This window comes from Pseudoflavitalea rhizosphaerae (genome assembly GCF_003991355.1).
Lineage (GTDB): Bacteria > Bacteroidota > Bacteroidia > Chitinophagales > Chitinophagaceae > Pseudobacter > Pseudobacter rhizosphaerae.
In genome coordinates this window covers 317457-334436 of sequence record NZ_RCSU01000006.1, presented here as the reverse complement: position 1 = coordinate 334436, position 16980 = coordinate 317457, and the positions used below count along the sequence as shown (strand labels likewise).

General features: G+C 47.2%; 16 protein-coding genes and 1 tRNA gene. 9 read left to right on the top strand and 8 right to left on the bottom strand.

What is annotated here, in order from left to right; all coding sequences use genetic code 11:
• Positions 1 to 24 precede the first annotated feature (24 nt).
• The 4 genes from D9Y29_RS13055 (at position 25) to D9Y29_RS13040 (ending at position 3349) form a co-directional block, all read left to right on the top strand.
• On the top strand, positions 25 to 738 hold the full coding sequence (locus D9Y29_RS13055; RefSeq protein ID WP_127128768.1) for a 2OG-Fe(II) oxygenase: 714 nt from the start codon (positions 25 to 27) through the stop codon (positions 736 to 738).
• Positions 739 to 839: 101 nt separating this feature from the next.
• Positions 840 to 1850, top strand: coding sequence for a zinc-binding alcohol dehydrogenase family protein (locus D9Y29_RS13050; protein ID WP_127128766.1), 1011 nt, complete (start codon positions 840 to 842; stop codon positions 1848 to 1850).
• A 165-nt stretch (positions 1851 to 2015) separates the two neighbouring features.
• On the top strand, positions 2016 to 2918 hold the full coding sequence (locus D9Y29_RS13045) for a bestrophin family protein (protein WP_206513774.1): 903 nt from the start codon (positions 2016 to 2018) through the stop codon (positions 2916 to 2918).
• Between the two features lie 44 nt (positions 2919 to 2962).
• Positions 2963 to 3349 carry an acyl-CoA thioesterase gene (locus D9Y29_RS13040; RefSeq protein ID WP_127128764.1) on the top strand — a complete coding sequence of 129 codons (387 nt, stop codon included), beginning with the start codon at positions 2963 to 2965 and terminating at the stop codon, positions 3347 to 3349.
• A gap of 141 nt (positions 3350 to 3490) precedes the next feature.
• On the opposite strand, the gene D9Y29_RS13035 is transcribed toward D9Y29_RS13040, so the two are convergent.
• From D9Y29_RS13035 to D9Y29_RS13010, 6 genes are all read right to left on the bottom strand, one after another.
• Positions 3491 to 3868, bottom strand: a complete 378-nt coding sequence (locus D9Y29_RS13035) for a hypothetical protein (RefSeq protein WP_127128762.1) — start codon at positions 3866 to 3868, stop codon at positions 3491 to 3493.
• Between the two features lie 54 nt (positions 3869 to 3922).
• Positions 3923 to 4114 carry a CsbD family protein gene (locus tag D9Y29_RS13030; protein WP_127128760.1) on the bottom strand — a complete coding sequence of 64 codons (192 nt, stop codon included), beginning with the start codon at positions 4112 to 4114 and terminating at the stop codon, positions 3923 to 3925.
• 647 nt (positions 4115 to 4761) lie between these two features.
• A tRNA-Ser gene (locus D9Y29_RS13025) sits at positions 4762 to 4848 on the bottom strand.
• Positions 4849 to 4879: 31 nt separating this feature from the next.
• Positions 4880 to 5653 (bottom strand): TatD family hydrolase, encoded by a 774-nt coding sequence (locus D9Y29_RS13020; protein ID WP_127128758.1) that lies wholly within the window; start codon positions 5651 to 5653, stop codon positions 4880 to 4882.
• A 377-nt stretch (positions 5654 to 6030) separates the two neighbouring features.
• Complete coding sequence (locus D9Y29_RS13015) at positions 6031 to 6693, bottom strand: polysaccharide deacetylase family protein (RefSeq protein ID WP_127128756.1); 663 nt, start codon at positions 6691 to 6693, stop codon at positions 6031 to 6033.
• 54 nt (positions 6694 to 6747) lie between these two features.
• Complete coding sequence (locus tag D9Y29_RS13010; RefSeq protein ID WP_127128754.1) at positions 6748 to 7680, bottom strand: ARPP-1 family domain-containing protein; 933 nt, start codon at positions 7678 to 7680, stop codon at positions 6748 to 6750.
• Positions 7681 to 7737: 57 nt separating this feature from the next.
• Here D9Y29_RS13010 and gltX point away from each other — a divergent pair, with 57 nt between their 5' ends.
• The 3 genes from gltX to D9Y29_RS12995 are packed head-to-tail and all read left to right on the top strand — an operon-like array spanning position 7738 to position 10495.
• Entirely contained in the window at positions 7738 to 9270 is a 1533-nt protein-coding gene (gene gltX / locus D9Y29_RS13005; RefSeq protein ID WP_127128752.1) for a glutamate--tRNA ligase, read from the top strand.
• Between the two features lie 18 nt (positions 9271 to 9288).
• On the top strand, positions 9289 to 9696 hold the full coding sequence (locus D9Y29_RS13000; RefSeq protein WP_127128750.1) for a cobalamin B12-binding domain-containing protein: 408 nt from the start codon (positions 9289 to 9291) through the stop codon (positions 9694 to 9696).
• A 22-nt stretch (positions 9697 to 9718) separates the two neighbouring features.
• Positions 9719 to 10495: an enoyl-CoA hydratase/isomerase family protein gene (locus D9Y29_RS12995; protein ID WP_127128748.1), complete on the top strand. Its 777-nt coding sequence runs from the start codon at positions 9719 to 9721 to the stop codon at positions 10493 to 10495.
• A gap of 141 nt (positions 10496 to 10636) precedes the next feature.
• Here the strand turns inward: D9Y29_RS12995 and D9Y29_RS12990 are convergent, their stop codons facing one another.
• Positions 10637 to 12064, bottom strand: a complete 1428-nt coding sequence (locus D9Y29_RS12990; RefSeq protein ID WP_241237916.1) for an alpha-L-fucosidase — start codon at positions 12062 to 12064, stop codon at positions 10637 to 10639.
• Positions 12065 to 12094: 30 nt separating this feature from the next.
• Complete coding sequence (locus tag D9Y29_RS12985; protein WP_127128746.1) at positions 12095 to 14155, bottom strand: alpha-L-fucosidase; 2061 nt, start codon at positions 14153 to 14155, stop codon at positions 12095 to 12097.
• A gap of 167 nt (positions 14156 to 14322) precedes the next feature.
• Between D9Y29_RS12985 and D9Y29_RS12980 the strand changes: the two genes are divergently transcribed.
• Together D9Y29_RS12980 and fumC are read left to right on the top strand one after the other, a co-directional pair.
• Positions 14323 to 15336 (top strand): LacI family DNA-binding transcriptional regulator, encoded by a 1014-nt coding sequence (locus D9Y29_RS12980; RefSeq protein ID WP_127128744.1) that lies wholly within the window; start codon positions 14323 to 14325, stop codon positions 15334 to 15336.
• 64 nt (positions 15337 to 15400) lie between these two features.
• Positions 15401 to 16801 (top strand): class II fumarate hydratase, encoded by a 1401-nt coding sequence (fumC, locus tag D9Y29_RS12975; protein WP_127128742.1) that lies wholly within the window; start codon positions 15401 to 15403, stop codon positions 16799 to 16801.
• Positions 16802 to 16980 lie beyond the last annotated feature (179 nt).

Genomic DNA, 16980 nt, shown 5'->3' with positions numbered 1-16980 from the left:
TACATTTGATCAAAACAAGATCATATGGAATCTATTGCAAACAGGCTGGATACATTGAACTGGAACAACATCAGGCAGGAACTGCACCAGAAAGGATTTGTAACAGTGAAGAATGTTTTGAGTGATGATGAATGCAACGGGATGATCCAAAATTATTCCACTGCCAGCCGCTATCGCAAAACGATAAATATGGAACGATATCGTTTCGGATCAGGCGAATACAAATATTTTGCTTACCCCATGCCCTCACTGGTTCAGACGTTCAGGGAACAGGTATACCGGTTCATTGCTCCCGTTGCCAATCAATGGATGCGCGAAGCAGGAATAGAAAAACAATTTCCCGGCACACATGCAGAAATGATCAGCCAATGCCACCAGAACCAGCAGGTGCATCCCACGCCATTGATCCTGAAATATGGGAAGGATGGTTTCAATACACTGCACCAGGACCTGTATGGCGATGTTTATTTTCCCATCCAGATCCTGTTCCTGCTCAACCAGGCAGGGAAGGATTTCACCGGCGGGGAGTTTGTGATCACTGAGCAGATCCCCCGTGCGCAATCGAAGGCAAATGTTCTTTCCCCTGATAAAGGCGATATGGTTATTTTTACTACCAGCTTCAGACCTGTACGCGGTTCAAAAGGCTTTTACCGTGTTAACATGAAACATGGCGTCAGTCCATTACATACCGGGGAGCGGTATAGTATGGGTATTATTTTTCATGATGCATTGAGCTAAGGATGGTATGAAGAGAAATGCAAGCCTGGAAAACCGATGAACAATTTAACGCTGATCTGCGTTAGAGCCAACAGGTGTTCACCCGAAAAAAGAATTGTATCATGAAAGCAGTAGGATTTAAAACATCGCTACCTATCAGTGAAGCAGAAAGCTTTATCGATTTCGAAACTGACAAACCAGTTCCAACAGGCCGTGAATTGCTGGTGAAGATAACAGCCATTTCCGTGAATCCGGTCGACTTCAAAGTGCGGCAGAATTCAGCCAAAGACAAGGTACTGGACATGCCTAAAGTGATCGGCTTCGATGCCGCCGGCGTGGTGGAAGCCGTGGGAGAAGCAGTTACTCTTTTCAAACCCGGCGATAAAGTTTTCTATGCAGGAGACATCAACAAACCCGGCAGCAATGCAGAGTTCCAGTTAGTAGATGAGCGGATCGTTGGTAGAAAGCCAGCCTCGCTCAGCATTCAGGAAGCAGCTGTGATGCCACTCACTTCCCTCACAGCATGGGAGCTGCTCTTTCATCGTATTCGCATCAATGAAAAAGACAAAGGCAAATCCATCCTTATCATCGGTGGCGCCGGAGGCGTGGGCAGTATCGCCATTCAACTGGCTAAGAAAATTGCAGGCCTTACCGTGATCACTACTGCCAGCCGCCCTGAGACCACTGAATGGGCGAAACAGCAGGGAGCTGATCATGTAGTTAACCATAAAGACCTGGTGAATGAGGTTCGTAAAGCAGGCTTTCAACAAGTGGACTTCATCCTCGATCTCGTTGACACCAACGGGTATTGGGATGCCATGGCCGAATTGATCAAACCACAGGGCAGCATCGCTTCCATCACCGGTTCGCAAACGCCCGTGGCGCTCATCAAACTGAAAACGAAAAGTGTGGCCTTCTTCTGGGAATCCATGTTTACAAGGTCCACTTTTCAAACTGATGACATGATAGAACAACACCATATCCTCAACAAAGTTGCGGAGCTATTGGATAATGGAACCCTGAAAAGCACGCTGAACGAGACTTTGGAAGGATTGAGCGCAGCCAATATCAGGAAGGCGCATCAACAACTTGAAAGCGGAAAAACCATCGGGAAGTTGGCTATCCGGTTTTGATCTTCAATATGATCCAGATAATAGTGCTGGCAGGAAATAAATACAAGCCTTTTTAATATATGCATACCGGAAGACGATATACACCATTGGAGTTTGCTGTCTGGACAAGGAAAGATATCCTGTGGATGCTGATCTTTTTCAACCATCCCAACCATACTATATGTATTGGGATGTAAATTCCTGGCATTGCCCTGGCAACCGATCGCTATAGTAGGCACGGCAGTGGCCTTCCTGGTAGGTTTCAAGAACAACGCCAGCTATAACAGGATCTGGGAAGCAAGACAAATCTATGGTTCCATCATCAATGACAGTCGCAGCTTCGCTTACACAGTTCGTGACAATGCAGGAGGAAAAAATGCGGCAGTTGTCAAAAGAATATTCTACCGGCATTTTGCCTGGCTCACTGCGTTGAGGTTCCAGCTCAGGGAGCCCCGCAACTGGGAAAATCAAACAACCGAAAGGTTTGCTGAATTCCGAAAGGGCCACTACTCCGTACCTGAAGTGAATAGTAAGCTGGAAGATGAATTGAAAGCCTACTTATCTGAGGGAGAACTGGAATACATTCTTTCAAAAAAGAACAAGGCAACCCAACTCACCGCTATCCAGTCAGAAGAGTTGGGACGTATGAAAGCATCAGGAGAGATCAATGATTTCCAGTGGAACCTATTGCAGCAGTCCATCATCAAACTCACAGAAGACCAGGGAAAAGCTGAAAGGATCAAGAACTTTCCCTATCCCAGGAATTTCGCATCCATTACTACTTATCTTCTTTTCATTTTTATAGTACTGGCTCCCTTTGGATTGCTGAAAGAAATGGAAAAACTGGGCGAAGGCAGCTTCCTGGAAGGATACACTATCTGGCTCACCATTCCTTTTGCCACCATCGTTACCTGGGCGTTCCATACACTGGACACTGTTGGAGAAAGCAGTGTGAACCCTTTTGAAGGCAGCCCCAATGATGTTCCCATCACACAGATCAGTCGCATGATCGAGATCGATATGCGTGATATGCTGGATGAGACCTCACTTCCCGAGCCGATCAGTCCCAGGAATAATATAGTACTCTGATAGCATTGATGTAACTTGCTCCGGAAAATAAGCACCACTTACCAATGACATTCGAAGAAAGAATTGCACAGGCCGAAACACGCGTTACCAAAGCAGTGTTCCCGGATACGATGAATCACCACAATACTATGTTTGGTGGACGTGTGATCATGATGATGACTGAAACCGCATTCATGACCGCCACAAGATTCTCCAGGAAAACTTTTGTGATGGTGAGCAGTGGACAAATCGATTTCAAAAAACCTATCCCTGCAGGCACAATGGTGGAACTGGTGGGTAATGTACACAAGGTGGGAAATACAAGTATCCAGGTCCAGGTGGATGTTTTCCTGGAACATCTTCACCAGGATGGAAGGGAGAAAGTTGTGAGCGGCATCATTACGTTTGTGGCCCTGGATGAGAACAGTAAGCCTACTCCCATCCTTGGATGAGCAAACAGGCTCAAGTCAACGAATATCAAGTCAAACCCTGGACATCAAAGTATATTGAGTATAGAGCGAAATATATTTGAAAAGCCTTCAAATCTCAAGGACTTGAAGGCTTTAATTATTTCAGGATATCAATTAGTTAAATTACCTGGAACAATTCGCTGTCCAAACCGCTCCATCTTTTGCATATCCTATCACCAGGCTACTGGCAGTGATCCGGATCGCTTTTGCTTCACCTTCATCAATTGAGATCACAGCATTATCGCCATCCTTTCTGAATCGAACGCCCGTCAGATCAGGTATACCATCGGAGAATGCAAAATTATAGTCGCTGCCAGTTTTTACAACAGTTACACTTCCGTTATCACTTGACTTGTTTTCACCTTCTTTGGTGTAGCTTACACTTCCCCGGTAGGTTCCTACAAAGAGGTCGTTATCTGCCGGATCATCATCTTTACTGCAACCTATGAAGATGAGACCTGCAGTAAGCAAAAAGGATAAGCAAAGAATGTATTTTTTCATGCGAATGTTTTTAATCGTGAATGAAGTTTACAATTTTGTTCATTGCCAAAGCTGCTACAGGTCTTCAATCCATTGAATTACCTGCTCCTTTGTCTGACCGGTCTTCTTTTGCAAGCGGCCAATCAGTTCATCTTCTTTTCCTTCTTCATATAGCAGATCATTATCAGTAAGATCTGCATATTGTTGTTTTGCCTTACCCTTCACTTCGTTCCAGGTTCCTTTCAGTTTCATTTTCCATGATTCCATAACATCAATTTTAAGTTTTAACACATAATCGTATACCGGGCCGGATAAGAAATCAAGAGCCCAACTTCATTGGAGGAATTAAAAAAACTGTGCCAGCCCCATTGATTAAATAACAGAGGTTATATACCTTGTAAAGCACATAAGAAGCTATTCCTCCCCAAAGAAGAAGCTGAACAGCCTAATTATGGCTCATACGTACTGAAGGTTGTGATGCTTGCAGGTCTGCCGGGATAATTCAAAATAAAAATCATGGACAACTCAAAAATTTTCAACAAAGCCGAGAGGAACAAGGCTAATTACCTTGCTGCAAAAAAAGCCTTTAACGAAAAGGATGCACCGTATCCATTTAAAATTTACCTGCCTTGTTGACCTCTGAGCTAATTAGGACGATATGAAAGTTGATGTCTTCGGAAATGGCTTTCGTTCGGCAACATGCATAGCAATTCGGTATAAGTCAATTTTTCAATAAACTCCAAATCTTCCAATCTTTTCGATGCCTTTTCTAAAAACTCTATCACATCTTCAATTTCTGCAAATCCCTCAACTTTTCAACCTGATCCCCCCTAAACCAAAAGAAAATACGTCAAAACAGTTCGAACGCAAAAACGCCTTCAAATCAAAGACTTGAAGGCGTTCCTTTATTTCAGCGGAGAGGAAGGGATTCGAACCCTTGATAGGATTTCTCCTATACACACTTTCCAGGCGTGCCAGTTCAACCACTCCTGCACCTCTCCGGGAAGGGGTGCAAAAATAAGGTTTCCCTGATTACCCCCCGAATATTTTTTCAGCATTTTTTGAAGTAATCCGGGCTACGGTTTCGGGATCGGTGTTTTTCACTTCCGCCAGTTTATCAATTACATACTTCAGGTAAGCTGGCTCATTCCTCTTACCACGGAAAGGTACGGGTGTGAGATAAGGCGCATCCGTTTCCAATACCATATGGTCAAGACTGATATTCGCCAGGGCTTCTGCCAAACCAGCATTCTTATAAGTAATCACACCACCGATCCCCAGGTAGAATCCCAGGTCCACTATCTGCTGCGCTTGTTCCGCCGAACCTGTAAAACAATGGAAGATGCCTCGCAACTTTCCGAACTGGTGTTCCCGCACAATCTGAATGGTATCGTCCATTGCATTCCTGCAATGGATCACGATTGGAAGCTCATACTGCAATGCCCATTTGATCTGCTGATGAAAAGCGTCAGCCTGCTCTTTCAAAAATTTATCACTCCAGTAATAATCCAGTCCGATCTCTCCCACCGCTGCAAATTTCCTTTTGGCCAGCCATTCCTCCACCAATGCAAGCTCCATCTTATAATCGGCTTCCACTGAACAGGGATGAAGGCCCATCATGGCGAAACATTTTCCAGGATAATCGGCCTCCACTTTCAGCATCGCTTCCAGGCTCTCACTGTCGATGGCGGGCAGATAAAATTTCGTCACGCCCTCCGCAGCCGCGCGCTCCATTACCGCCGGAAGGTCCGACAAAAAGCTGTTCACATATAAATGTGTGTGAGTATCAGTAATTTGTATGTTCATAAGAAGTCAAAATTCACGAAAAAATCGAAAACGGGAAAAAGTCGCAAGAGGTCACCCGCAGGCATATAAGAATTATGCAGGAAATAATAAAACTCCATATAAAAAAATAATTCCTCATTTAATTTTAAAAAATTGATTTACGACAATGTGTCGGAAAATGGCTGTCCACGCAAAAATGCGGCCCCGTTAAATTACTTTGGTTAAATCAAAAAAGTTTATACCTTTAATCCAGTTTTCATAGGGTACGGATTAAAAACGGGCCAGGGTTTCTACCCCGGCCCAACTTATTTATAGCCCTTCTCAATCAGCAAATTCTCACGCCGTTCCGACAAATTTTCAGTTCATTAAAAAGAAATTAAACTTTAACTAACAACTGTTCAATTATCATTAGTAACAGGAATTGTCTCGAAACGGAATCCCTGTTCTGAAAAATAATGCAACACTTTGGGAAGCGCTTCACGCATGCGTGGAAATGCCTTCTCGCTGTCGTGGAATACTACAATGGAGCCGGACTCTGCTTTTGCAGTTACATTGAATGCACAACGATCGGCTGTGATGCGCTGATCAAAATCTGCACTCAGCACATCCCACATGATCACCCTGAATTTCCTTCCCGCCTGCTTGTAGGTATCAGTACCGGTCAGCACTTTGGACTGGAACTGTGTGATCCTTCCATAAGGCGGACGGAACAGGTCTGCATCCACATATTTTGCAGTATCAAGAATATCCTGGATGTATTTTGTATCTGGGGTTTTCCAACCGTTGAGATGATTGAATGTATGATTGCCGGTACGATGCCCTTCATCGAGTATGCGCCTGTACAATTCAGGAAACTTGACCACATTTTTTCCGATACAGAAAAAAGTAGCCATGGCATTCCATTGCTTCAGCGTGTCCAGCACATAAGGAGTGGCTTCGGGATGCGGACCATCATCAAAAGTGAGATAGAGTACTTTCTCCTGTTTCTTTACCGGGATCTTCCAGGTACAGCGGGGGTAGAGTTTGCGCAGCCACCACGGTGTTTTTACAAGGTAGTACATACTTGATAGTCTATATAACAAATGTACCTGATTTCGCCGGGATATGCCTGACTGTTATTCTCCAAACCCGGTGATATGGATCACTCTTTTTTCGTGTGTATAGATCTTACCGTTCTTTTTCAGGTGCTCTTTCTGTTCAGCTTCACTGGTGAGTTTGGGAGCGAGATAAGCCGTTACTTTTTCATCGCTGACCAACGGCGTTTGTCCATGCAGGATAGCTTCTTCTATATAACCATGCAACAGCGCATCGAGGGAAGCAGCAAAGAGTCCTTTGCCGGCAAAGATGTCGCAGCCGATGATCCTGTCCCCGCTGATGCAGATCATGCCTACCACACTGGTATCCTCTTTCATGAACTTATTGTGAAAATATTGCTGGTACTCGTTTTGCGGGACCAGGATTTTTTTATCGTGCCGTTGCGCCAGGTAAGCCAGCGACGTGGAATGAAAACCATTCCCCTGCAATTGCCTGTCTATCTCTTTCCACACCAATACCTGGTTATTGGTTGTGCCCAGCACCTTTCTCAATTGCGTATTGGCATAGTTGTTATACACGAACTTCTTTTCTTTTTTGCTCCACCTGCCTTCTTCCACACACATCACCGGAACATACTGGTCTTTTTGCGCAGGCAGCAGTACTGTGTCCCTGGTGATCATCCTGTCCTGCCTTCCTCCCATGATCACTTCGCCTGAGCCGATGAAAACGGGAACGCCTGAATTATTATTGATCCGCAGCCAATGAACATTCTCCGTAGCGGCTGTGCCTCTTTCGGTAATCACCACGGTCCCGGCTGCAATCCCCTGGCTGAGCGAGATGATCGCTTCCCGGTTTCCATTACTTCCGCCGCCTTTCAGCCTGACGGGAATTATTTTTAGATTTTTGTAGGAATGGGCGCTGTCGTAGTCCACTTCCAGGGTTTCATAGGTGAGCTGCGCCCTCAATGTGGCGAAGCAACACATCAAAACCAATATGATCAGCCCTTTTCGCATTGTAGTATTAACGGGGGGAATATCAAAATAGTACCTGAACCGTTATCTTTGTCGCCTATGAAAAAGAATGTTCGTGTCAGGTTTGCTCCCAGTCCTACCGGAGGCTTACACCTCGGAGGGGTTCGTACGGTTCTGTACAACTATCTTTTTGCCCGCCATGCCGGCGGAGAATTTGTACTCCGGATCGAAGATACGGACCAAACCCGGTTTGTGCCAGGCGCTGAAGAATATATCATCAATTGCCTGGAATGGTGCGGCCTCACACCTGACGAAGGCCCGGTAAGTGGTGGCCCATACGCCCCCTATCGCCAGAGTGAAAGAAAAGCGATGTACCGCCAATATGCAGAACAGCTCGTAAAGAGCGGTCATGCTTATTATGCATTCGACAGGCCTGAAGAACTGGAGAGCATGCGTGAGCGATTCAAAACAGATACCAATCCTTCCCCTCAATACGATCACAAATTGAGAATGGAAATGCGCAATAGCTGCTCCCTCACCCTGGAAGAAACAGAAACATTGCTGGAAGATGGAGTGCCCTACGTGATCCGCATCCGCATGCCGGAAAATGAGACCGTTACTTTTCACGATATGATCCGTGGCGATGTCACTTTCAATACCGGACTGGTTGACGATAAGGTCTTACTTAAAGCCGATGGCATGCCTACCTATCACCTCGCAGTGGTGGTGGACGATCATCTGATGAAGATCACCCACGCTTTCCGCGGAGAAGAATGGCTGCCCAGTTCTCCCGTGCATGTATTGCTCTGGAAATACCTGGGATGGGAAGAAGAGATGCCAAAATGGGCACATCTTCCGCTGATTCTGAAACCCGACGGAAACGGCAAGCTCAGCAAACGCGATGGCGACCGCCTCGGCTTCCCCGTATTTGCCATGAACTGGGCCGATCCTAAAACCAATGAACTCACCAAAGGCTTCAGGGAACTGGGTTTCATGCCCGAAGCTTTCATCAATATGCTGGCCATGCTCGGCTGGAATGATGGCACTGACCAGGAAATTTTCACTATCGAAGAACTGATCGCCAAATTCTCTATCGATCGCGTTCACAAAGGCGGCGCCAAATTCGATTTCGAAAAAGCGAAATGGTTCAACCACGAATGGATCAAACGCTCCGATGCTGCCCGCCTCCTGCCTGATGTTAAAAGAGTACTCGCAGATAATGGAACGGCCGTAAGCGATGATGCCCTCCTTTCAACAGTGATCAACCTGGTGAAAGACCGCTGCACCCTCCTTACTGACTTCTATGAACAAACGAAGTTCTTCTTTTCCACACCATTGCAGGACCTGGAAGCAGTGAAACCCAAATGGAATGAAGCGAAAAAAGATTTCTTCCTGGCAGCCATCGCGCAAATGGAATCGGCATCCGATTTCCAGGCTGCAGGGCAGGAAGCTGCATTCAAAGAGCTCGCAACGCAACACAATATCAAACCCGGCGAGCTGATGATGCCTTTACGCATCATGCTGGTCGGCGGTAAATTTGGCCCCGGCGTTTTTGATATCGCCGCTATCATCGGTAAACAGGAAACGATTCACCGCATTCAGTTGGCACTTCAGCAACTGGACCTTGCTTAATATGAAAAATAGAAAAGTATGCCACGCCCAATCAGAGTGTTAGTTGCCAAAGTGGGCCTCGATGGCCATGACCGCGGAGCCAAAGTGATTGCCACCGCCCTCCGCGATTCCGGTATGGAAGTGATCTATACAGGACTTCGCCAAACCCCTGAAATGGTGGTCAGCGCTGCATTACAGGAAGACGTTGATGCTATCGGCATCAGCATCCTCTCCGGCGCCCACATGACCGTTTTCCCGAAGGTGATCAACCTCATGAAAGAAAAAGGAATGGATGATGTACTGCTCACCGGAGGCGGCATCATTCCTGAAGATGACATGCAGGAGCTCAATACCATGGGAGTAGGAAAACTCTTCGCACCAGGGACCACCACTTCAGACATTGCTGAATACATCACCGCCTGGGTGAAAGAACATCGCGAATTCTGATCAATCAAAAAACATCATTATCATGTCATATCAAACCTTGCTTACCTCACTTGAGAACGGGATCTTCACTATTACCATCAACCGCCCGGACAAGCTCAATGCCATCAACAAAACTGTGATGGAAGAACTGAAACTGGCAGTTGATGAGATCTATAAAAACCCGGCTATCCGTTCTGCCATCATTACCGGCGCAGGACCAAAAGCCTTTATCGCAGGCGCAGACATCACAGAATTCATGGGACTGAGCAAGACCGAAGGAATGGCTATCGCGAAGAAAGGTCATGATGTATTCTTTGCCATCGAATGTTCTCCCAAACCCATCGTGGCGGCTGTAAATGGATTTGCACTCGGTGGTGGTTGCGAACTGGCCCTGAGCTGTCATTTCATGATCGCAGCGGAGAATGCGAAATTCGGTCAGCCAGAAGTGAACCTCGGCCTTATTCCCGGATATGGCGGAACACAAAGACTGGTGCAGGTAGCCGGCAAAGGCCGCGCTATGGAACTGCTCATGAGCGGCAGGGCCATCTCTGCACAGGAAGCACTTACCATTGGCATGGTGAATGAAGTGGTTCCCCAGGAAAATCTCATTGCACGCGTTACTGAAATTCTCACGCAGATCAATACCAAAGCGCCGGTAGCATTAGCCAAATTGATCGACTGCGTCAATCATTTTGATCATACCAAAGCAGGTTATGATCATGAGATACAACAGTTCGGAGAATGCTTTGCTACTGAAGATATGAAAGAAGGTGTTACTGCTTTTTTGGAAAAGAGGAAAGCTGATTTTAAAGGAAAGTAAATTACTTCGGGGGCTGGCAGTAGCTCGCCTCCGGCGAGTTACTTCTATTCTGTCGCCTCCGGCGACACTGTGTTCGCCGGAGGCGAACAAATACAAGTCACTCGCCGGAGGCGAGCGACTGCCAGCACGCTGCTCCTGTAATTACTCACTGAAGTCATCACAATTGAATATTTGGATCTCACCCAATACCGGACTGGCTTTGCTTTTGGTGACAGAGATGCGGACCTTCGATGCCGTTTGCCTGGAGAATTGTAAAATTCGTTTATACCCTACCGTTGTACCGCTGGTTAACGGAACATATTTTCCATCGTCAAAAACTTCTATCGTAAACTCTTCGATACGTTGACCAGCTTCAATATATTCCTGTAGCAGGATCGTATTGAATTCCTTTTCCTGGTCAAGTTCCAGTTCAATGGCACAGGTGGTATTTGTTTTATCAGGCGCCCAATGCGAGAACCTGAACCCATCTACCAGCAATGAAGGCAGGTATCCGGCGCGGGAGCTGGATACATTTACACGCGCACGCTTAGCCAGATTCTCACGGAAACTGGATTCACGCAGGTCTTTAAATGCCATGAGTGCAGCTGAATCGTTCGGATGGATCAGTCCCCGTCTGTCAGGAGGCACATTCAACAACAGGTTGGAGCCCCTCCCCACCGAAGTCATAAAAATCTTCATCAGCTCCCTGCCGGATTTCACGGCAGAATCTTCATGCGGATGATAGAACCAGCCGGGACGGATACTCACGTCGCATTCTGCAGGTATCCATGATTTGCCATTTACATTTCCTGTATTGAGCGTATCTGCCGGAGGTGCGCCGATGCCGCGTTCAAAGCCAGCTGTATCCAACAGATTCCAGTTGGTCTTTCCGGCGATGCCTTTCTCGTTGCCCACCCAGCGGATATCAGGACCAATATCGCTAAAGATCACCGCTTCGTCAGCATAGCGACGCGCTATCCGCTCGAATCTTGGAAAATCGTACTCCTGTTTTTTGCCGTTGGAACCTTCGCCATTGGCGCCGTCCCACCACAATTCGAAAATATCTCCATAGCCCCGAAGCAGTTCACGCATCGTCTTCACATAAATATCATTGTAATCATCTGTACCATAATCAGGATGATTGCGGTCCCACGGAGAGATATAAACGCCAAACCTGATCCCATAGCTGCTGCATGCTTCGGATAGTTCCCGAAGCACATTCCCTTTTCCATTTTTCCATGGACTCTGTTCCACAGTATGGTCACTGAAACGACTGGGCCAGAGACAGAATCCATCGTGATGTTTTGCAGTAATGATAATGCCTTTGGCTCCTGCATCGCGTGCGATCCTCGCCCATTGCCGGCAATCCAGTTCGGTAGGATTGAACACAGACGGGTCTTCTGTACCTTTGCCCCATTCAACATCGGTGAATGTATTCGGCCCGAAATGCATGAACAAATAGAATTCCATCTGATGCCATTCCATTTGTTTGGCATTGGGAGCAGGCCCCACAATATCTACCAGTTGGGCATAGCTACCGAGGCTGCCCGTACCAGTCAGCAACAATAGAAGAATTTTGCGCAGATTCATACAGGATGGTTATGGCAGCAATTGAATTGATCAGTTTTCGCGATAGAGCACCACATCAGGGATGCGCATCTTTGGAATGCCCGGGCCTCTCCAGCTCACTTCCAGGTTATCGGTGCCTGTTCTTTCGAAATACTGAACCTTGATCTTATGATACCCTTTTGCCAGTGGGATATCTTTTGATTTTTCTATTTCTCCATGCATTCCATCATTGTCTACGGTAAGAGTATCATTGATGTACATCCGGCTTCCATCATCGGAACTGAGATAGAAAGTATAAACACCGTCGAGCGGAATGCGGATCCAGCCATCGAACACGAACGCATATTCTTCTTTGCCGCGTTTCATGCTGATGTCAAAATTAGCCAGGGTTCCCATGGCAGCGGGCGACAGGCTGGTGAAGTCCGGTAGCTTATCCCATTTCCCTTCAAAGGATGCAAACTGTAGTCCGCCGCTGGGAGGGTTCACATCCTGCGCCGGGATGGGCGTTACTTTCTCGAAGCTGGCCGAAGTCACATCGGAGACCTTTCTTCCACGAAGGAAGCAGGCCGCCCTGATGGTAGCGGTTTTCCGGAGCGTCATGCTTCTCGCCTGGGCCGATGTATTCACGGGATCCCTTCCATTGGTGGTATAATAAACGATTGCGCCGGGAATATTGGTTTTGAAAGCAACGGGCAACTGATCGATAAAAATGGAAGCAGGCGCCTCTATTAACGGTGCTGTATAAGCGATGGGCCTTCCTTTGATCTCGGCCACTATCACCGTTGCATAAGGTTGTTGCTGCACACCCTGGAGCTGAATGATATTATTGGTATTCACCCGGGATGATTTCAGGTTCGTCTTTTCTGCCAGGGTATAAGCTTTCACAATACTATTGCCCATGGGAGGCAATACAAGTTTGTCGCCGGCCGGCCATTTGGTAACGTGGAAGTACAACCGCGTTCCCCCGGGGATCTTTTTCTGCGTACAGTAGCCAAAGTTCAGGTCATTTAGAGGGCTTGCCTCTGTATTATAGATGGCAGTACTGTTGACGCTCATCCACTTGCCAATATCCTGCAAACGTCCAATGCTGGCCTGGGGAAACAAACCGCCGGAGGTTGGCCCCACATTCAGGAGAAAATTGCCGCCTTTGGAAGCTGTTTCGATGAGTTTATGGACCAGGTCTTCCGGGGATTTCCAGTTCTGATCATGACTGTTGAATCCCCAGTTACCGTTCATGGTCATGCAGCTTTCCCAATCAACGCCGGGGAAACCAGTGGCGGGTATTTCCTGTTCGGGTGTACCGAAATCACCTGCAAAATCGCCGGGGCGCGTGATGCCAGCCATGCCGCCGCGGCCTTTATCCACTCTGTTGTTGATGATGATATCCGGCTGCAGGCTCTTCACGTAATTATAGAGATCTTTGCCCAGTTCGTGCGTCCAGGTATCTTCCCATTCCCCATCGAACCAGAGCACACCGATCTTTCCATAATTAGTTAGCAGCTCTTTCAACTGTTCTTTCATGTAAGCAACATACCTGCTGAAATCAGCGCCTTCCGTGGAGCGGTCAGATTCCCAGTCGCGGCGGGGCAGGTAATCCGGATGATGCCAGTCCATAATGGAATAATAGAAACAGAGTTGTACTCCATATTTATTACAGGCATCAGCAAGTTCTTTCAGCGGATCTCTCTTGAAAGGCGTGTTCATCACATTGAAATCGGTGGTGGCGGTGGGCCAGAGCGCGAATCCGTCGTGATGTTTGGTAGTAATCACAAGATACTTCATGCCGGCGTCTTTGGCCATGCGTACCCAGTTGTCTGCATTGAATTCTGTGGGGTTGAATTGTGAAATAAATTTGTCGTACGTAGCGAGCGGGATCTGCGCAGTGCTGCGGATCCATTCGCCGTAACTGGTGTTGCCGTTCCATTCACCTGCGGGGACAGAATAAAGTCCCCAATGGATAAAAAGGCCGAAACGCGCATCGCGCCACCATTGCATTTTCTGTTGGTCAGTTTTGGTTTTGGCCGTTTGGGCCAGGGGTTGCATGAATATACTACTGGTAGTAAGTATGGTTGCGGTGAACAACCAATTCATCATGCGTGGAGCTTGTTGCATATTGATTGGTAAATTATAAACACAGTTATAAATTATCGGATCAGCAAGCATTCAATCGATGTTCAACTAATATCGCAAATTATCCTGATTATTAGCAGACATTTTTTGAAGGAGTTATGCTGCTTCACAATTTTTTCTACCTTCAATAAATACAACCAGCACTGCTAATGGAAAAGAAGCTCCCCACCATCAAGGAAATTGCGAAACGCCTGAACATATCTATCTCAACTGTCTCCCGGGCATTACATGATCATCACAGCATCGGTCTCCGTACCAAACTTGCCGTGAAAAAACTGGCTGCAGAATTGAATTATGAGCCCAATCAAACGGCTATCTTCTTTAAACAACGCAAAACCTTCACTATTGGTGTGATCCTTCCCAATCTGCGTGAAGAATTTTTTTCATCTGCCATCAATGGCATCGAAAAAACCGCGCTGGACAACAATTATATCGTACTCACCAGTCAGAGCCATGATGACCTGGAGCGCGAAAAAAACATTGTGGAGTCCATGAAGAAACACCGTGTAGACGGTATCCTCGCCTCCATTTCAAAGAACACTACCCGCATTGACCATTTCGAACAACTCAAGAACTATGATATACCCGTTGTGTTCTTCGACAGGGTGCCGGATGTGCCGGATGTACATTCCGTCAGCTGTAATCTTTACCACAGTTCAGTGGAAGCCGTGGATTTCCTCGTCAAAAAAGGACATAAGCGTATCGCGTACATCCAGGGCCCGTCTACCCTCAATATCAAGAATGAAAGATTGAACGGCTACTATGATGCACTTGCTAAGAATTCCATCAAGGCCGATGATGCACTGGTAGTGAGCACAGACCTTTCCACCGATGGCAATACCGGCGCACTCGACAAACTGCTGGCCCTGAAAAAACGCCCCACAGCCATCATCCTCTTCAATGATTATGTGGCACTGGATGTGATCCACCATGCCCGTCAGCGCAAACTGACCATCAACAAGGATATCAGCTTTGTGAGCTATGCCAATATCCCCTTCATGCATTACCTGGAAACGCCTCCCATCGCTTCCGTGGAACAGTTCCCCTACGAGCAGGGCGCCAGGGCCACCGAACTGCTGTTCAAGCTCCTCGACCCCAATGCCAGACAAGGCCTCCCCCCTTATGAAAATATTGTTCTGAAAAGTGAACTGATCATTCATTAGAATCCCATGAAATAGCTGCACCAGCCGCGTATTTCCCTACCTTTGCTGCCAAATTTTTAGCAATATGGAATACCGGATTGAAAAAGATACCATGGGCGAAGTGAAAGTGCCTATCGATGCTTACTTTGGCGCCCAAACCCAACGCAGTATTGACAATTTTAAAATTGCGCAGGACATCAACAGGATGCCGAAAGAGATCATCCGGGCATTTGCGTATCTGAAAAAAGCCGCTGCCATCACCAACTTCGAAGCTGGTGTATTGCCCCAGGAAAAATCTGATCTGATCGGACAGGTTTGTGACGAGATCCTCGCCGGCAAACTGGACGATTCCTTCCCGCTCGTAGTTTGGCAAACAGGATCCGGCACCCAATCCAATATGAATGTGAACGAAGTGGTTGCTTATCGCGGCCACGTGATCAAAGGTGGTAAGCTCACCGATAAGGAAAAATTCCTGGCGCCTAACGATGACGTGAACAAATCACAATCATCCAACGATACTTTCCCTACAGCCATGCATATCGCTGCCTATAAAATGCTGCTGGAAGTGACTATCCCTGGTATCGAAAAACTCCGCAACACACTCGCTGAAAAAAGCGCCAAATACATGGAAGTGGTGAAGATCGGCCGAACCCACTTCATGGACGCCACGCCACTCACAGTTGGACAGGAATTCAGTGGCTACGTAGCCCAGCTGGACCATGGCATCCGCGCCATCAAGAATACCCTGAGCCATCTCAGCGAGCTCGCACTAGGCGGCACCGCTGTTGGTACAGGCATCAACACACCGCCCCATTATTCCGAGAATGTTGCGAAACATATCGCTCAACTCACCGGTCTTCCCTTCATTACTGCCCGTAATAAATTTGAAGCCCTTGCCGCTCACGACGCCATCGTGGAAGCGCATGGCGCTCTCAAGACTGTTGCCGTCAGCCTCATGAAGATCGCCAACGATATCCGCATGCTGAGCTCTGGTCCACGCGCAGGTATCGGTGAGCTCTTCATCCCCGATAACGAGCCCGGTTCTTCCATCATGCCAGGCAAAGTGAACCCAACTCAATGTGAAGCCCTCACTATGATCGCTGCACAGGTAATGGGTAATGATGTTGCCATCGGCATCGGCGGCGCTACCGGACACTTTGAACTCAACGTGTTCAAGCCCGTTATGATCTATAACTTCCTGCACAGCGCCCGCCTCATTGGTGAAGGCTGCGTGAGCTTCAATGATAAATGCGCTGTAGGTATCGAGCCTATTGAAGCAAACATCAAAAAGCACGTAGACAATTCACTGATGCTCGTAACCGCTCTCAATACAAAGATCGGTTACTACAAAGCGGCAGAGATCGCGCAGACAGCGCATAAGAATGGCACTACTTTGAAAGAAGAAGCAGTGCGTCTGGGATATGTAACTCCTGAAGAATTTGATCAGTGGGTTATTCCGGGCAACATGGTAGGAAAGCTTTCCTAGTTTTTTGTCGCAACGGGATATCTTTTCTCGCAACGGGATATGATTATTCCGGCTTACGAATTACACCACTGCTGGAGAATCTTTTTTCAACTGTGGCAGGGAAAGATGAGGCTGACTAAAAAGCTACCATCTTAGAATGTCGGGGAGCCCACTCGCTCGCCTCCCGGCGAGTGAGCTTT